This window comes from Nocardia australiensis, assembly GCF_020733705.1.
Lineage (GTDB): Bacteria > Actinomycetota > Actinomycetes > Mycobacteriales > Mycobacteriaceae > Nocardia > Nocardia australiensis.
Genome location: NZ_JAJFZM010000016.1, coordinates 142,941 through 160,041, shown reverse-complemented (window position 1 = coordinate 160,041; position 17,101 = coordinate 142,941). Strand labels below are relative to the sequence as shown.

The window sequence follows — 17,101 nt, the reverse complement described above, 5'->3', positions numbered from 1 at the left end:
CCGAAAGGGTCGGCCGATGTCACCCCGCGAGCGACATCGGCCGATCCGCGTCGACTATCGGCGCTCGCCCCGGCCGGCCGCGCGACGTTGCGCGCGATTACCCGCATAGTGCGGCGCGACCTGCGGGCGATTCTCTTCCTCGAACCGGCCATAGGCGTCCACGATGTCCGCGACCAACCGGTGGCGCACCACATCACTACTGGTGAGCGTGGCGAAGTGAACGTCGTCGATATCGGTGAGAATCTCACTCGCCATCCGCAGCCCCGACCGCGCCCCACCCGGCAGATCGACCTGCGTGACGTCACCGGTCACCACAATCTTCGAGCCGAACCCCAACCGAGTCAGAAACATCTTCATCTGTTCGGCGGTGGTGTTCTGCGCCTCGTCGAGAATGATGAAGGCGTCATTAAGGGTGTTGTGGGTAAGCAAGAAGTTCTCGGTGACGTACAGCGAGTCCTCGGCGGCCACGTTGATGCATACCGCCTCCTCGGTGCCGACCGATTCGATCCGATCGATGAACCGCATCGGCCGGCCACCGCCGTCCGCGTCGTATTTCGCCGCTTTGCGCGCCAATCGGAACGGCGTCACGCCCGCCGGCAGGCGGATCTCGATGATATGGGCGTCCGAACGGTGTTCGACCGGTCGTCCCTTCGCCACGCCGGGCGTGCGCCCCTCGGCGATTCGTGTGCGCTCGTAGGCGATGCCGCCCAGCGACTGCACCAGGAACAGCACGTCGTCGCGCAGCTGACCCGACACCGTCGTGAATTGGATCCGGCAGGTCCTACCCTGCTGAGTCACTGGTCCACCGTCGGAGTCCAAGAGTCCCTGGAGCACGCCGAGGCGGACGTCGGTCTCGTTGTACAAGTAATCGCGCGGCACGAACTTGGTGTTCGACCGGGTACCGGCCAACCCGAGATCGCGCGCAATCCTCATGACCGGATTCGCGATCGTGATCACTTCGCCCGGGCTGGTGATTCGGTTGATCACATAATCGACAGCCGACTTCCGTCGGAGCAGGATGCCAGGGATGGCCGCTTCCAGCGCGACAGCGAGTTCCGGGTCGTTGGTGGCGAAACTCGGTGTAGTGGAACCAGTTAGGCATCCATCGCCGAGCAGCAATCCGAGCGCATAAGGATCCATCGGCACCGTACGTGCCGCGAACTGTGCGGGCGCGCCGAGTAGCGGCAGTTCGTAGCGGTGGTAGTGCGCCGCACGGAGATTGCCGATCATCTCCTTGGTTTCGAGCACCCGGGCCGGCTTACCGCGCCGCCTATCGTCGCGGGTGTAGACCGACCACAGATGGTCGCCCGAGGCGAGCGTCGAAGAACCGTCCTGGGTGTAGACCCGGTAGATGTCCTTGAACCCTTGCGGATAAACGCCGAGGACCTCGGTGGGCTTGCCGTCGGAACCGATCACCGAATCGCCGACCGCCAGCTCACCGATCGGGCGAAATCCGGTCGGCGTCAACACGTTGGTCGACAATGGCTGCGCACGACCACGCATGTACGCCAGCGGGGCGACCTCGATGACGCCGGCGGCCATCAGTTTCGGGATGGCTTCCGGGTCCATCATGTCGTGCAGCGCGTCGTAGAGAGGGCGCAGGTAGGGGTCGATCTTTTCGTTCAAGGTGCCGGGCAGGAAGCCGAGGCGCTCGCCGGCTTCCACCGCGGGGCGGGTGAGGATGATCCGGGTGACCTGTTTGGTCTGCAGCGCTTGCACGGCTTTCGCCATCGCCAGGTAGGTTTTGCCGGTGCCGGCGGGGCCGATGCCGAACACGATGGTATTTGCGTCGATGGCATCGACATACCGCTTCTGGTTGAGCGTCTTGGGTCGGATGGTCTTACCACGCCGGGACAGAATGTCCAGGCTCAGCACCTCCGCTGGCGATTCCGAAACGCCCTCGGTGAGCATCGAGATGGTGTGGCGCACCGCCTCGGGCGTGACCACCCGATTGTGTCCGGTCAGCGCGACGAGCTGTTCGATGACACGCTCGGCCAGGGCGACATCGGCGGCCCGGCCGGTGAGGGTTACGGAATTGCCGCGAACATGGATATCCGCGTCCAGTAGTTTTTCGAGTTCACGCAGGTTCTGATCGGCCGAGCCGAGGAACGGGAACACGGATTCCGGAGCGAGTTCGATGCTGGAACGCACGGTGCGTGCCGCAGGACCCGTCCCGTTGTCACCGGCACCGATGCCCGCCGTGGATGTGGATGGGTCGCCGATCTCGCCTTGTGTTCTCAAAAGTGGCTACAGCCTCTTTCCGGTCTCGACTGCGTTATTGATCAAAGTTTAACGCGCCCCACCGACAACACGCAGTGAATAAACCCGCTACCACGGCCACGCGACTACCGCTTCGGCAGCGGGATGCCCTCGCGCCGCACCGCCCACCCCTCGGCGAAGTCGCGGAACCTGCGCACCGCGTCCGAGGGCGAGCCCGCGGCCGACCAGATCAGCCCGACCTCGCGCGCGGCGCCCGCATCAGCCAGCGGCAGCATGACCAGGCCCGGCAGCGGGGCCGGGTCCTCGAGCGGCAGCACCGCCACCCCGAGCCCGGCGGCCACCAGACCGGCGACCGTGACCAGATCACTCGACTCGAACACGACGCGTGGGCGAATCTCCGCGGCAGCGCACATGTCATCGAAAATCCTGCGCATGCCGAAGCCTTGATGCATGGTGATGAATTCCGCGTCCGCCGCGTCCGCGAGCCGAATCTGCCTGCGGCCCGCCAGGCGATGTTCGGCAGGCACGGCGAGCACCAATGGCTGATGCAGCAGGCCGCGCCAGCCGACACCCGCTCGGGCCGGGCGCGGCGAGACGATGCCGAGGTCCGCCTCGCCGTCGAGCACCTGTGCGGTGACGACCTCGGCGGCGGCTTGGCGCAGGGTGACGCTGACCGGACCGGAACCGCGACGGAACCCGCCTACCAACTGCGGCACCAGCCAGCCGCCGAAGGAATGCAGAAAAGACAGCCGGACAACACCTTTGGCGGGATTGGCCAGATCGGCGATCGCCTGGCCCGCGGCATCGAGCTCGGCGCGAGCGCGACGCGCGTGCTCGTAGTAGATACGTCCGTAATCGTTGAGGGAGATGCGTTTTCCATTGCGATCGAATAGTTCGACACCGAGCCTGCGTTCGAGTCGAGCGAGCATACGCGAGAGCGTCGGCTGGGCAATGTGCAACCGTGCGGCGGTGGCGCCGACCCGCTCCAGTTCAGCGAGTGTCGTGAACCACTCCAAGTCGTCACCCAGCACGGCTCCCCTTTCTATATGCATTCATCGCATTAGAAGTCTCATTATTATTCATTTCACTTCGTAGGCGTGGGTCGCGATCCTGAAGGTGAGGAGGATCCATGGCCACTACCACCGCAGCACGGGATGCCGCGACATCGCATGAGCGGCGGATCACCGGCGCATTGTTCGCGGCGGGACTGACGACCTTCGCGTCCATGTACAGCGCTCAGGCACTGTTGCCGAGCCTGTCCGAGGCATTCGGTGCGGCGCCCGCCCAAGCGGCCCTTGCGGTTTCGCTCACCACCGGATTCCTGGCTCTTGCCATAGTCCCGGTGAGCGCGCTGTCCTCGCGGATCGGCCGGACCAACGTTATGGTCGGCTCGGCCATCACTTCGGCCGTTATCGGGCTGCTACTGCCCTTCAGCCCATCGCTGGACGCGCTGCTCGCCGGGCGAGCACTTCAGGGCATCGCACTGGCCGGGGTGCCCGCGGTCGCGATGGCCTATCTCGCCGAGGAGATCGGCACCGAGGGCCTCGGCACCGCCATGGGCATTTATGTCGCGGGCACGACAATCGGCGGGTTGGCGGGCCGATTGATCCCCGCCCTCACCCTCGACCTGGTGTCCTGGCGCTGGGCCGAGGCGGCGGTCTCGGTGGCGGCCGTGGTCTGCACCATGTGGTTCGTCCGCGGCCTGCCGCCCTCCCGACGCTTCATCGCCCGTCCCGCCGGAATGCGTACTGTCCTGCGCGATCTCGGCAACGCACTGCGCCATCCCGGACTGCTCGCGCTGTTCGGCCTCGCCTTCGTCGCGATGGGTGCTTTCGTCTCGATCTACAACTTCCTCGGCTACCGCCTGACCCGTCCGCCGTTCGAATTGCCCGCGACCGTAGCTGGTTCGGTATTCCTGCTGTACCTGGCCGGAACCGTAGCGTCGGCGACCACCGGACGGCTGGCCGATCGGCTCGGCAGGCATCGCATGCTCGCGGCATCGGTCGCCATCATGGGCCTCGGACTCGCCGTGACCATCCCCGATAACCTGATCACCCTCATCATCGGCGTAATGCTCTGCACCGCAGGCTTTTTCGGTGCACATACGGTGGCGAGCGCCTGGGTCGGCACCATCGCCACCGGCAACCGAGCCGCCGCGTCGTCCCTCTACCTGTTCTCCTATTACCTGGGCAGCGCCGTCCTCGGCGGCGCGGCGGGCATCGCCTACGCGCACACGGGCTGGATCGGCCTGGTAGCCGCCGTCGCCGCCCTTATCGCCATCGCCGCGATCCTGGTGTACACCTTGGCAATCCACGCACATCCCCACAACGCGGCAAACCGGTAGATCCGGGGCTACCAGCGGGGCGTCACCGCGCCCAGCGCACCGAGGGCAACGGCCGCGGCCGTGGACGTCCGTAGCACGGTGGGACCGAGCAGGACGGTGTCAGCGCCCGCTTCGGAGAAGGCGGCGAGTTCGGAGTCGGCCAAACCACCTTCGGGACCGATGATGAGAATGATTTCGGGGGCCTGCGTGAACGGGAGTTCGGTGAAGCGGGCAGTTTCGGATTCGTGGAGCGCGGCGACTATCGCGCCGGTTTCCTTTGCGCGACGGACCAATTCGAGTATGCCGCCAGTGCGGTGCAGGTCGGCGACATCGGGGATGTAGGCGCGGCGCGATTGCCGGGCGGCCGTGCGGGCGGCGGCACGCCATTTGTCGACAGCCTTGGCGGCCTTGCCTTCCCAGTTGGCGATGCAGCGGGACGCCTGCCACGGAACGATCGCGTCGGCGCCCGCCTCGGTCATCAACTCGACGGCCAGTTCCGACCGGTCCGACTTCGGCAGCGCCTGCACGACGGTCACCCGGGGTGCGGGCGGAGCCGAAAGCACGCGGGCGCTCACCTTCAGTTCGAGGCGGTCCTTCTGTGCCGCGACAACTTCCGACTCGGCGAGTAGCCCCTTCCCATCGGAAAGGGTGATCGGCTCGCCGACCCGAATGCGGCGCACCGTCGCGGCGTGCCGCCCCTCCGGGCCGTCGAGCACCGCGATCGACCCCGGCTCGGGAATCTCGTCGAGGTAGAAGACCGTGGCGGCCAACGGCTATCGCCCGCTGAAGGACGCCCGCAGCCGGGCGAACAGGCCGCTGTTGTGCTCGGACTGGGCCGACATCACCTCGGCGCGTTCCCGCTCACGGGTGCCCTTGTACTTGCGCAGCAGGTCGGTCTGCTTGGCGTCCAGCTTGGTCGGCACCACAATGTCCAGATGCGCGAGCAGATCGCCGCGCGCACCGGAACGCAGGCGCGGCATGCCGTGGCCACGCAGCACCGAAATCTCACCGGGCTGGGTGCCCGCGGCGATGGTCAGTTCGGTCGGACCGTCCAGGATGGTGTCGACGACCACCGTGGTACCGAGCGCGGCATCGACCATCGGCACCCGGATGGTGCAGTGCAGGTCGTCGCCGTCACGGACGAACACATCGTGCGGCTGCTCGACGACCTCCACATAGAGATCACCAGCGTGCCCGCCACCCGGACCGACCTCGCCCTGCGCCGCCAACCGGACCCGCATGCCATTGGCCACACCGGGCGGAATGGGGGCGGCGATCTCGCGGCGCGCCCGCACGCGGCCGTCGCCTCCACACTTGTGGCACGGATCAGGGATGGTCTCACCGGCACCGCGGCAGGTCGGACACGGCCGCGAGGTCAGCACCTGACCGAGGAAGGAACGCTGCACGGACTGGACTTCGCCCGCGCCACCACAGGTTTCACAGCGCACCGGCTTGGACTTGCCGTTGGTGCCCGAACCGGTGCACACATCACAGAGAATCGCCGTATCCACGGTCAGGTGCTTGGTCACGCCCACCGCGCATTCGGCCAGGCTCAACCGGGTGCGCAGCAGCGAATCGGCGCCGGGCTGCACCCGACCGCGCGGCTTGCGGTTGCCGCCACCGGAGCCGTTCATGCCACCGAAGAACGCCTCGAACACATCGCCGAGCCCGCCGAAGCCCGCGCCCGAGTAGGCGCCGCCGCCGCCGCCGGACTCGAGCGGGTCGCCACCCATGTCGACGATGCGCCGCCGCTCCGGGTCCGACAGCACCTCGTAGGCCGCCGAGACTTCCTTGAACTGGGCCTGCGCCACCTCGTCAGGATTGACGTCGGGATGCAGTTCCCGCGCCAGCTTGCGGTATGCGCGTTTTATCTCCTGATCGGTCGCGTTCTTCGCGACGCCGAGCAGTCCGTAGTAGTCCCGTGCCACTTGAGTTCTCTAGTCCTTGGGTCGCAACAGTATTTAGTCGGATGCACTCAACTTTATCCGGCCGAAAGGTCGAGAGTAGCAGCGGCGTCGTCGGACGCCGTCACCGTCAGCGTTCGGCGAGAACCTCGCCGATATACCGAGCAACAGCCGCGACGGAGGCGATCGTTCCCGGATAGTCCATCCGGGTGGGACCCAGCACCCCCATGCCGCCGAGCACCGCTCCCGCCGCGCCGTAGCCCGTCGACACTACCGAGGTTCCACGCATCTGCTCGACCTGGGTCTCCTCACCGATACGAACGGTAACAGTGCCCGGATGCTGCGCGGCGGCCAGTAGTTTGAGCACGATCACCTGCTCTTCGAGAGCCTCGAGCACCGCGCGCAACGAGCCGGGGAACCCGAAGTCGGCGGCATTGCGGGTGAGATTGGCGGTGCCGCCGAGCACGAGACGCTCCTCCGGATGCTCCACCAGGGTCTCGACCAGCACTGTCGATACGCGCACCAGCACGTCGCGCAGTCGCTGCGGGGCGCGTTCGGGCAGTTCGGCCACCGCCGCCGATGCTACGGCCAGCCGTTTGCCGTCCATGGCGCCGCCGAGCATGCCGCGCAACACGGCGAGATCGTCGTCACCGACGAGCGCGCCCAGTTCCACCAGACGCTGGTCGACGCGGCCGGTATCGGTGATCACCACCAGTAGCAGTCGCGCCGGGTTCAGCGCGACCACCTCGATATGCCGCACGGTGGAGGCCGACACCGTCGGGTACTGCACCACCGCGACCTGCCGGGTCAGCTGCGCCAGCAATCGCACGCCGCGACGCAGGACATCGTCGAGGTCGACACCCGACTCCAGGAACTCCATGATCGCCCGGCGCTCCGCGCCCGAAAGCGGCTTCACATCGGCGATCCGGTCGACGAACTGCCGGTAGCCCTTATCGGTCGGGATGCGACCCGAGCTGGTGTGCGGCTGAGTGATGTAGCCCTCGGCCTCCAGTACCGCCATATCGTTGCGGACAGTAGCGCTGGACACCCCCAGATTGTGCCGTTCCACCAGGCTCTTGGACCCGATCGGTTCCTTGGTCGACACATAGTCCGCGACGATGGCTCGCAGGACCTCGAAGCGCCGATCCTCGGTGCTCGACATCGGTCCCACCTCCTCGCTTCGTCCACGGGCCAACGCCCGTCTGTATTCGCACACCAGGTTCCCGACCGCACCACAATGTCGCGAAATCCCGATCCGCTGACTTTCCAGTCTAGTTGTCCACCGCTGGATCGCCCGTTCACGCGTGGCAGACGGGCCTATGCATCTTCGAGCGCGCGTTGCCCCATGCGACCGCCACCGCCACGGCGAACGGACTATTTCCTCCGGGTCATGTGGCACCAGCCCGTCGTGTCAGTAGTACCTGCACCGCCCAATCGGGCAGCGTCAGCTGTCGGCGTGCTCGATCGCCGCCTTTCAGGTACGGCTGGGCGTGTCGCCCGACGCCGGTCGGCAGAGGTCACCGGCAGCCCGTACATGCAGGTCACCGGCCGCCCGGTACGGGCGCGGTCCGGGCTCGCGGACCGGGCGCGATCATGCGTTCGTGCGTATCGATCTGCAGAGCCCGCATCTTGCGGTACAGCGTGGTGCGGCCGAGCCCCAGGATTGCCGCAGCACGTGACTTGTTTCCCTCGGCTTCCCGCAGCGCGCCCACGATTGCATCGCGTTCGGCCTGCTCGTAGCGGCTCATGGAGAATGTGGACGTGTGACACATCGGGGCTGGCAGGTCCTTTGTCTGAATCAATCCGCCGGCCGCCACGTGCGGCAGCAAGGCGAGAAGTCGAGCCAGTTCGGCGACATTGCCCGACCAATGCCAGGCCAACAAGCATTGAAACGCTGCGGGAGAGAACCTCGGCGCCGGTGCCTGCGGGAATAGCGTGGCCGAGACGTCGCGCACAATGCTCGGCAGTTCGTCGCGCAGCTCGGCAAGAGGGGGTATCCGCACCGTAGTCGAAGCTCCGCTGGTTTCGGCATCGTGACCTGCCGTCGCACTGCGCCGCTCGGTGAGAATGATCCGGGCATCCGGGTGCAGGTCGGTGGGCAGACGACGGGCGAAATCGACTAGGCGCGTGCGCATCTCGCCACACAGACTGTCGGCGTCGACGATGACACCACGTCTGTCGTGCAACGCGGCAACTGCGTCGTCCCAGAACACGCCGTCCTCGGCGACATCGGGAGCAGTGAAGACCTCGGGCTCTTGCCCAGTCTGCTCGCGCAGCCACTTCGCGGCCTGGTAATGCTTACCCACGCCGGGTTCTCCGACCACACATACGAGTCTGTCCATGGCAGCGGCGGCGGTGAGTCGCTGTTGGACCGGGTCGTACGGAGATCCCGAGGGCTTGTAGGCGACCAGGGCATCGAGCATGCCACCGACGACGGGTGCGGTCGTTTCCTGCGGTGCGGCGATGACGGCGGACTGCTCGGTCACCTCGACGCCGCCCGGATCCGTGAATTCCAGAGCAAAGATTGCGTCCTGGCCGCCGCGCCCGAGGCGTCGGACCAGGGCCTCGGTGCCGAGCGCAGTCAGCTCGAGTCTCAGGATGTCGTCGCCCCAGCGGTGCTGGCGCAGCTTCTCCCACAGCACCGCATGTGACTCCGCATCGAGATGCGCGAGGGACGGCAGGTCGGTCATGACGGTTTCCGAGTTCATCACCAGTACTGAGTGCCGGGCCGAGCGGAAGCGGCGGTAGGCGCGCGCCAACTCCAGGTCGCGGGAATCGGCCATGTGCTCGAGCGCTTCGGCGATCTCCTGCCCAGCCTGCCGGACCATGGCGACCATCAACGGGCTCGAGACGTCGACATGGGACGCAAGGGAGAGCGAACCGACGATCCGGCCGGTGATGGGGTGTTTGATGGGAGCACCCGCGCAAGCGAGCTTCGCGAGCCCATCGTTGAAATGCTCGTTGCCGCGGACGAAAACGACGCCGTGCGCCTCGAGTGGGGTGCCGAGCCCGTTCGTTCCCAAGGAACGTTCGGAAAAGTCGAACCCTTCGGCCGCGTTGGCACGGTCCAGAATCCGCTCATCCTGGGCGGCGACGATCCGTCGGGACACGATGCGCCCGTCCTCGTCGGCCAGGAACAGTGCCAGTCGTGACTGTGTCAGATTGCTCTGCCACTGGTCGAGGATGCGTCCCGCGGCGCGCAGGATGGCACTGCCCGGATCGATCTCCCCCAGGACGTGGGGTTCTGCGCCCGGATCGACGCGATGCGAGATCGATCGACGCCAGCTCTGCTCGATCTCGGCGGCGACGAGGGACTTGGGCACGAATGCCCGGAGCAATCCCTGCTCGAGTAACCGTTCGCGAGCGATCCGTACCTCGTCCTCACGACGTGGTCCACGCACTGGCATCTCTCCATTCTCACGATGTCAGGACGATGCGTCCAGCGACGCCTCCGGCGGTGAGGTCGTCCAGGGCGCCGGATATCTCGGCGGCTGACAGCGGCCGTTCGATGACGGGGATGGTGGGTAGCCCGCCGCTTTGCGCCAACCGTACGAGCGCCTGCATCTGCGTGAGAGTTCCGACGAAGCTGCCTTCGATCCGGATCATGCGCAGTGCCAGCAGTGCGGTGGGGACGGTGACCTCGCCACCAAAAAGCCCGACTTGCACCATGATTCCGCCCTTGGCTAGAACCTCGAAAGCCGAGGTGGCGGTGGCGCCGTTGTTGACGAAGTCGATGACCGCGCCGGCCGGTCCACCGACGGCACGGTGGAGATCACCCGCGTCTCCGGCGCCGGAGTCGAAGGTACTCGAGGCGCCCATGTCTCGGGCGGCCGCGAGATTTCGTTCGACGACATCGACGGCGCAGATGTTGAGGTGACCCAGGGAACGCAGGATCGCGATGGCCGTCAGGCCGAGTCCCCCCGCCCCGAAGACGACGACAGGCTCGTTCGGGTCGAGGGGAAGGATACGGTCCACGGCGCTGTATGCGGTGAGGCCCGAGCAGGCCAAGGTTGCGGCCCAGCTCGGTTCGAGTCCTTCGATGTCCACGAGGTATTTCTCGTCGGGCACGAGGATGCTCTCGGCGTAGCCGCCGTGGCGGGCTACGCCGAGGTTCTGCCCTGCGGCACATCGGTTGTCGTGGCCTTCCCGGCACTGTCGGCAGGCGCCACATCCGATCCACGGGTAGATAAGCCGCACATCACCCACCCGCACCGACTCGACCTCGTCGCCGACCTTCTCGACAATGCCGACCACTTCATGGCCGAGGACCATGGGGTATTCGATGCCGCGCTCCTTCATGCTCATCGTTCCGCGGCTACCCAGGTCGTATCCGCCGGCGCGCAGGTGGGTATCGGTGTGGCAGACGCCGGCTCGCACGACCGCCAGCAGCACCTGCTTGCCCTCCGCATTCGGTGTGGGCACCTGCAGGTCGTGGATGGTGGTGTCGTCGGGCATTACAGCGAATACACGCATGGGGGGTGCACTCCGTTCGATGTGGCGATCGGCATATCCGTTCACCATGCCCTAACCCACCGATATGCATCCAATACCGAATCCGGGTGCGATTAAGTACTCGAGAAGTATGAATAAGTGGGCATGCCGACTGTTTCATTTCGGAACAACTGTGTTCTGGAACACGTCTCTACGTTGGGGCTTGTCGCCGCGACGGTCATCACATCAAGACGACCGCGGCAGAAGAACTCATATTCAGACCCGAGGCCGAGCATCGCGCTCCAAAGCGGGTCCGACCCCCAAGGAAGAGTCATGACCAGCAACATTTCCGAAAGGCCCGGCACCGCTGTCGGCAGCGCCCCGGGCGAGGACGCCCTGCGCGACCTGTATGCCGAATGGTCCGAGATCATGGCGGCGAATCCGGATCTGTCCGTACGCCTGCTCCGTTCCCTCTTCGACGAGTGGCACCAGCCGACCGTCGAGCCGGAGGACGTGACCTATCGCGAGGATGTCGTCGGCGGTGTCCCTGGCATCTGGTGTCTGCCCCGGGGCGCGGACGCATCCAAGGTGCTCCTGTACACGCACGGCGGTGGCTTCGCCGTCGGCTCGGCGGCCAGCCACCGCAAGATTGCCGCCCATGTCGCCGAGGCTCTCGGCGTCATCGGATTCGTCCTGGACTACCGTCGCGCCCCCGAGTTCCAGCACCCTGCCCAGATCGAGGACGGCGTAGCCGCGTTCGATGCGCTCGTCGAGAAGGGCGTCGCCGCGCACGACATCACCACCATCGGTGATTCCGCCGGTGGAAACCTGGCCGTCTCCATTGCCCTTGCGCTCTTGGCGCAAGGCAAGCAGGGCCCCGGTGCGGTCATCGCCTTCTCCCCGTGGCTCGACATGGAGAACAAGGGCGAGACCCTGGTCACCAAGAGCGACAGTGACGCCCTCATCACCCCGGAATTGCTCGAGGGCATGATCGCCGGCGTCCTCGGCGACGCGGTGGACCCGAAGACCCCCTTGGCGAACCCACTGTATGCCGATTTCACCGAATTCCCCCGGCTGTACATCACGGCCGGCAGCGCCGAGGCCCTCCTCGACAACGCCACTCGCTTGGAGGAGCGCGCCACGGCGCACGGTGTCGATGTCACCTTGTCCATCGGTGAAGGCCAACAGCACGTGTACCCGTTCCTGGCCGGGCGCTCCTCGCTCGTCGACGACGAGTTCGCGAAGCTCGCCTCCTGGTACCGCAAGTAGCCCTCACCTGCTCTTTACCCTCATCAAAACGCCGAAGGACTCGCCATGACCGCCCAGACCACCCCCCATACCGTCGATGCCGTCGTAATCGGCGCCGGATTCGGAGGCATCTACGCCGTCCACAAGCTGCATAACGAACTGGGCCTGACCACGATCGGCTTCGACAAGGCGGACGGCCCCGCTGGCACCTGGTACTGGAACCGCTATCCCGGCGCCCTGTCCGATACCGAGAGCCACCTCTACCGGTATTCCTTCGATCGGGAGATGCTGCAGGAGGACACGTGGACACACACGTACCTGACGCAGCCGGAGATCCTCCGCTACCTCGAGGGCGTCGTCGACCGGTTCGACCTGCGCCGCCACTTCCGCTTCGGCACCGAGGTCACCTCCGCCGTGTACCTCGAGGACGAAGGTATGTGGGAGGTTGCCACCGGGGATGGCCAGGCCTACCGCGCAAAGTATGTGGTCAACGCCGTTGGCCTGTTGTCGGCCGTGAACATGCCGAAGATCGCGGGCATGGATACCTTCGAAGGGGAGATCCTGCACACCGCTGCTTGGCCCGACGGTCAGGACCTGACCGGCAAGCGCGTGGGAGTCGTCGGATCGGGCTCCACGGGCACCCAGGTGGTCACTGCCCTCGGCCCGCAGGTGAAGCACCTGACCCACTTCGTGCGCACCCCGCAGTACTCGGTCCCGGTGGGCAAGCGCCCGGTGTCCGAAGGAGATCGTGCCGCGATCAAAGCGAACTACGACCAGATCTGGGAGCAGGCCAAGAACTCCTCCGTAGCCTTCGGTTTCGAGGAATCCACCGTTCCTGCCATGTCCGTCTGCGAGGAAGAGCGCAACCGAGTCCTCCAGGAAGCATGGGAACGTGGCGGTGGTTTCCGATTCATGTTCGGCACCTTCGGGGACATCGCGACCGACGAGGCGGCCAATGAGGCCGCGGCGTCCTTCATTCGTTCCAAGATCTCCGAGATCGTCAAGGATCCGGAGAAGGCCCGGAAGTTGACCCCCCACGACCTCTACGCCCGGCGTCCGCTCTGCGACAACGGCTTCTTCGAAACCTTCAACCAAGACCACGTAGACATCGTCGCGCTCAAAGAGACCCCCTTCCGGGAGATCACCCCGAAGGGTGTGGTGACCGAAGACGGGAAGCTGCATGAGCTGGACGTACTGATCTTCGCAACCGGTTTCGACGCTGTGGACGGCAACTACCGTCGCATGGAGATCCGCGGTCGCAACGGTCAGCACATCAACGACCACTGGGGCGGTCAGCCCACCAGCTATCTGGGCATCTCCACGACGAACTTCCCCAACTGGTTCATGGTGCTCGGCCCCAACGGTCCATTCACCAATCTCCCGCCGAGCATCGAGACCCAGGTCGAGTGGATCAGCGAGATGATCGGGTACGCCGAGCGCAACGGAGTGAAGGCAATCGAGCCCACACCGGAGGTCGAGGCCGAATGGACCGAAACGTGCACGCAGATCGCCAACGCCACGGTGTTCACCAAGGTCGATTCGTGGATTTTCGGGGCAAATGTTCCGGGCAAGAAGCCCAGCGTGCTGTTCTACCTCGGCGGTCTGGGTAACTACCGGGCCCTCCTGACCGGCGTCGCCGCCGACGGATACCGAGGGTTCGAGCTGAAGTCGGCCGACACGGTCATTGCCTGACAGCCGCATCCCTCACTGATGGTGCGTCCGAACTCGCGAACCCGGCCACCGTCCACCCACAACGCAGGAGAGCCCTATGGGTGTCTACACCACCTCCGACCCCGCCACCGGGGAAAAGATCGCACAGTACCCGGAGATTTCCGACGCTGAGATGGACGATCTCATCGGGAGCAGCGCCACCGCATATCGCACCTGGCGCACCACACCGCTGACGCAGCGCCGAGCCGTCCTGGTACGAACCGCAGAGATCTATCGGGAACAGGCCGACGAATTGGCCGAGCTCCTCACTATGGAGATGGGCAAGCCGATCACACAGGCAAAAGGCGAGGTAGCGCTCGTCGCGTCGATCTATCAGTACTATGCCGACCACGTCGAGGAGTTCATGGCGGACGAGCACCTCGATATCGCCGGACCGGGTACGGCCGTCGTCCGCACCGAGCCGATCGGCCCGCTCGTCGGTGTCATGCCGTGGAATTACCCGTTTTACCAGGTGGCCCGCTTCGCTGCTCCCAACATCGCCCTCGGCAATACGATCGTTCTCAAGCACGCTCGCAACTGCCCACAGTCCGCCCTCGCCATCGCGCGAGTCCTGACCGAAGCCGGGTTGCCCGATGGGGTGTACCTCAACGCTTTCATCTCCTCCGCCCAAGTCGCAGATGCCGTCGCAGACCCACGCGTTCAGGGCGTTTCGCTGACCGGATCCGAGAAGGCCGGGTCAGCCGTCGGTGAGGTCGCCGGACGGCACATGAAGAAGTGTGTGCTCGAGCTCGGCGGTTCGGACCCGTTCATCGTGCTCCGCGACGCGGACGTCGACGCGGCGGCCGCTGCAGCCGTCGTCGGTCGATTCGCCAACGGCGGGCAGGCCTGCACAGCGTCGAAACGTTTTCTCGTCGAGGAACCCGTCTACGACGAGTTCGTTCGAAAGTTCCTCGACGGAACGGCCGGTTGGCAACCAGACGAACCGACCAACCCTGGAACGAAACTTGGTCCGCTGTCGTCGCGGTCGGCGGTCGACGAACTGGACGAGCTCGTACAAGATGCAATCTCCCACGGTGCCGAGGCACTGACCGGTGGCCACCGCCCGAGTGGGAACGGCGCCTACTATCCGCCCACCGTCCTCGTCGGTGTCACGACTGAGATGCGGGCCTACCACGAGGAGCTGTTCGGTCCGGTTGCGGTCGTCCATCGTGTCGGTTCTCTCGACGAGGCGATCGGGATGGCCAACGATTCACCGTTCGGCTTGGGAGCCAGCGTATTCACCTCGGATCCACAGCAGGCCGACCGTGTCGCGGCGGAACTGGATACCGGAATGGTGTGGATCAACAGCACCAGCAAGAGTTCCCCCGACCTTCCGTTCGGCGGAGTCAAGCGTTCTGGCATCGGCCGTGAGCTGGCCCGGTTCGGCTTCAACGAATTTGCCAACAAGAAGCTCGTGAGAAACATGGAAGGAAAACGATGACCAAGCGTGTCGAAAACAAGATCGCCGTGGTGACCGGCGGAGCGGCCGGCATGGGGCGTACACATGCTCAACTCCTGGCGCGAGAGGGCGCGGCGGTGGTGGTCACCGATATCGACATCGACGGAGGTCGCAGGACCGTCGAGCTCGTCGAAGCCGAAGGCGGCACTGCCTCGTTCGTGCAGCACGACGTATCCAGCTCCGAGAACTGGAAGGCCGTCGTCGACCACACGGTCGCGCACCACGGACGGATCGACGTCTTGGTGAACAATGCGGGGATCCTCGCCTTCAAGTCGCTACCGGAGACCGATGACGACGTATGGGATCGGATCCTCGAGGTCAACGCCAAGGGCACTTTCCTGGGATGCAAGGCGGTCATACCAGCGATGAAGAACTCAAAGGCGCCGTCAATCGTCAACATCTCCTCGATGTACGCGATCATCGGCGCACCGAACGCGGCCGCGTACGAGGCGTCCAAGGGTGCGGTGCGGTCCCTGACCAAAGCCGCAGCAGTGGACCTTCAGCAGTACGGAATCCGGGTCAACTCCGTTCACCCCGGTGTCATCGCGACGGCGATGACGAACGACATACTCGCCGACCCTGAAGGAGCCCGAGCCCTGCTGGGCACCACCATTCTCGGACGCGCGGCACAGCCCGAGGAGGTCTCCGCAGCGGTAGTGTTCCTCGCCTCGGACGAATCCTCGTTCATGACCGGTTCCGAACTCGTCGTCGACGGTGGCTATATCGCCCAGTAGATCCCCCTACCGGACCTGTTCACGAATCCGATCGGGATCACGGGCTCGACCCGCGATTCCGATCGGTATGGCGGGCTGGAGCCCATACGGTTGTTCAGCACCCGTCCATCAGGTGACGTTCGGCTGCTCCAGGGAGAAAACAAGATCGAGAACAGATCGGAGAGCCGGGTTTGTGTCGTCGCGGCGCCACGCCACCCGCAAGTCGACGTCGTTGCCAGCCACATCCAGCGGAATGAAGACCACGTGCGGATCGGAGACGTTCAGCGCGACCGAGGCCAGGGTCAGGTGACATCCCACCTCGGCGCCGACGAGTGCCAAGGCCGTCTGCGTGTCCGGAGCGACCTGCACGACATCGGCGACGAAGCCGTTCGCCTGTGCCATCTTCCGCAGCCGGTCCGGCAGTACCGCGCCCTCGTGCGGCGGCAACATGACGAACGGTTCACCGGACAACTGCGCTGCGGTCAGTCGGCGTCCACCGGCGAGCCGATGTGTGTCCGGTAGCGCCACGACGAGCGCATCCGCCATCACTACCTGCGCGGACACCTCTGCGGGAATGACGTCCCACCGCCCCAGGGCGATGTCCGACGCGCCCTGTAGGAGCTTCTTCATCGCCGGTTGCGCGAAGTTCTGGCTCGATAGTTCGAGCTGGATCCCCGGCCGCTGCGAGCGAACCGCCCGAGCCAGCCTGGCCACCAGCGGGTGCGTCGAGACCCCAGCGAACGCAACACGCACCAGCCCCGTCTGTCCGTCGTCCGCCAAACGAACCGACTCTTCCGCACGACGTATGGCGTCGAGGACGTTGCGAGCGGGACCCACCAGCGCCTGCCCACTCGACGTCAGCCGCACCGACCGCGTACTCCGGGCGAACAACACCGTCCCGAGTTCGCGTTCGAGCACTTTGATCGTGCGGCTGAGTGGTGGTTGTGCGACGTGCAGACGCTCCGCTGCCCTCCCGAAGTGCAGTTCCTCTGCCACCGCAAGGAAGGCTCGCAGCTGCCCGATGTCCATAACGCTCCCGATTATTCACCAATGGGTATTTCAGAACTGAATATTAGGTATTGGACCGATCATA

General features: G+C 65.4%; 13 protein-coding genes. 5 read left to right on the top strand and 8 right to left on the bottom strand.

What is annotated here, in order from left to right:
- Positions 1 to 54: 54 nt before the first annotated feature.
- Together LKE06_RS28035 and LKE06_RS28030 are read right to left on the bottom strand one after the other, a co-directional pair.
- Entirely contained in the window at positions 55 to 2,193 is a 2,139-nt protein-coding gene (locus tag LKE06_RS28035; RefSeq protein ID WP_228002594.1) for a PhoH family protein, read from the bottom strand.
- Positions 2,194 to 2,345: 152 nt separating this feature from the next.
- Positions 2,346 to 3,251 carry a LysR family transcriptional regulator gene (locus tag LKE06_RS28030; protein WP_228002593.1) on the bottom strand — a complete coding sequence of 302 codons (906 nt, stop codon included), beginning with the start codon at positions 3,249 to 3,251 and terminating at the stop codon, positions 2,346 to 2,348.
- A 98-nt stretch (positions 3,252 to 3,349) separates the two neighbouring features.
- Here LKE06_RS28030 and LKE06_RS28025 point away from each other — a divergent pair, with 98 nt between their 5' ends.
- The gene (locus tag LKE06_RS28025) at positions 3,350 to 4,564 is read left to right on the top strand and encodes an MFS transporter (RefSeq protein WP_228002344.1); all 1,215 of its coding nucleotides are present in this window, start codon (positions 3,350 to 3,352) and stop codon (positions 4,562 to 4,564) included.
- 8 nt (positions 4,565 to 4,572) lie between these two features.
- On the opposite strand, the gene LKE06_RS28020 is transcribed toward LKE06_RS28025, so the two are convergent.
- From LKE06_RS28020 to LKE06_RS28000, 5 genes are all read right to left on the bottom strand, one after another.
- Positions 4,573 to 5,313, bottom strand: coding sequence for a 16S rRNA (uracil(1498)-N(3))-methyltransferase (locus tag LKE06_RS28020; protein WP_228002343.1), 741 nt, complete (start codon positions 5,311 to 5,313; stop codon positions 4,573 to 4,575).
- 3 nt (positions 5,314 to 5,316) lie between these two features.
- The gene (dnaJ, locus tag LKE06_RS28015; RefSeq protein WP_228002342.1) at positions 5,317 to 6,471 is read right to left on the bottom strand and encodes a molecular chaperone DnaJ; all 1,155 of its coding nucleotides are present in this window, start codon (positions 6,469 to 6,471) and stop codon (positions 5,317 to 5,319) included.
- 106 nt (positions 6,472 to 6,577) lie between these two features.
- Complete coding sequence (hrcA, locus tag LKE06_RS28010) at positions 6,578 to 7,609, bottom strand: heat-inducible transcriptional repressor HrcA (RefSeq protein ID WP_228002341.1); 1,032 nt, start codon at positions 7,607 to 7,609, stop codon at positions 6,578 to 6,580.
- A 379-nt stretch (positions 7,610 to 7,988) separates the two neighbouring features.
- Positions 7,989 to 9,854 (bottom strand): helix-turn-helix domain-containing protein, encoded by a 1,866-nt coding sequence (locus LKE06_RS28005; protein ID WP_228002340.1) that lies wholly within the window; start codon positions 9,852 to 9,854, stop codon positions 7,989 to 7,991.
- Between the two features lie 10 nt (positions 9,855 to 9,864).
- Positions 9,865 to 10,920 (bottom strand): alcohol dehydrogenase, encoded by a 1,056-nt coding sequence (locus tag LKE06_RS28000; protein ID WP_228002339.1) that lies wholly within the window; start codon positions 10,918 to 10,920, stop codon positions 9,865 to 9,867.
- 291 nt (positions 10,921 to 11,211) lie between these two features.
- Between LKE06_RS28000 and LKE06_RS27995 the strand changes: the two genes are divergently transcribed.
- The 4 genes from LKE06_RS27995 (at position 11,212) to LKE06_RS27980 (ending at position 16,029) form a co-directional block, all read left to right on the top strand.
- Positions 11,212 to 12,147, top strand: coding sequence for an alpha/beta hydrolase (locus tag LKE06_RS27995; protein WP_228002338.1), 936 nt, complete (start codon positions 11,212 to 11,214; stop codon positions 12,145 to 12,147).
- Positions 12,148 to 12,192: 45 nt separating this feature from the next.
- A complete protein-coding gene (locus tag LKE06_RS27990; RefSeq protein WP_228002337.1) occupies positions 12,193 to 13,818 on the top strand; it encodes a flavin-containing monooxygenase in 1,626 nt (541 codons plus the stop codon).
- A 76-nt stretch (positions 13,819 to 13,894) separates the two neighbouring features.
- Positions 13,895 to 15,277, top strand: coding sequence for an NAD-dependent succinate-semialdehyde dehydrogenase (locus tag LKE06_RS27985; protein ID WP_228002336.1), 1,383 nt, complete (start codon positions 13,895 to 13,897; stop codon positions 15,275 to 15,277).
- Entirely contained in the window at positions 15,274 to 16,029 is a 756-nt protein-coding gene (locus LKE06_RS27980; RefSeq protein ID WP_228002335.1) for a glucose 1-dehydrogenase, read from the top strand. The genes LKE06_RS27985 and LKE06_RS27980 overlap by 4 nt, the downstream gene beginning before the upstream one ends.
- A gap of 108 nt (positions 16,030 to 16,137) precedes the next feature.
- On the opposite strand, the gene LKE06_RS27975 is transcribed toward LKE06_RS27980, so the two are convergent.
- Complete coding sequence (locus tag LKE06_RS27975; protein ID WP_228002334.1) at positions 16,138 to 17,037, bottom strand: LysR substrate-binding domain-containing protein; 900 nt, start codon at positions 17,035 to 17,037, stop codon at positions 16,138 to 16,140.
- Between the last annotated feature and the right edge of the window lie 64 nt (positions 17,038 to 17,101).

Excerpts from the sequence above, each read along its gene's own strand:
- LKE06_RS28025 (WP_228002344.1), top strand. The coding sequence starts at position 3,350 with ATGGCCACTACCACCGCAGCACGGGATGCCGCGACATCGCATGAGCGG.
- hrcA (WP_228002341.1), bottom strand. The coding sequence starts at position 7,609 with ATGTCGAGCACCGAGGATCGGCGCTTCGAGGTCCTGCGAGCCATCGTC.
- LKE06_RS28005 (WP_228002340.1), bottom strand. The coding sequence starts at position 9,854 with ATGCCAGTGCGTGGACCACGTCGTGAGGACGAGGTACGGATCGCTCGC.
- LKE06_RS28000 (WP_228002339.1), bottom strand. The coding sequence starts at position 10,920 with ATGCGTGTATTCGCTGTAATGCCCGACGACACCACCATCCACGACCTG.
- LKE06_RS27995 (WP_228002338.1), top strand. The coding sequence starts at position 11,212 with ATGACCAGCAACATTTCCGAAAGGCCCGGCACCGCTGTCGGCAGCGCC.
- LKE06_RS27990 (WP_228002337.1), top strand. The coding sequence starts at position 12,193 with ATGACCGCCCAGACCACCCCCCATACCGTCGATGCCGTCGTAATCGGC.
- LKE06_RS27985 (WP_228002336.1), top strand. The coding sequence starts at position 13,895 with ATGGGTGTCTACACCACCTCCGACCCCGCCACCGGGGAAAAGATCGCA.
- LKE06_RS27980 (WP_228002335.1), top strand. The coding sequence starts at position 15,274 with ATGACCAAGCGTGTCGAAAACAAGATCGCCGTGGTGACCGGCGGAGCG.
- LKE06_RS27975 (WP_228002334.1), bottom strand. The coding sequence starts at position 17,037 with ATGGACATCGGGCAGCTGCGAGCCTTCCTTGCGGTGGCAGAGGAACTG.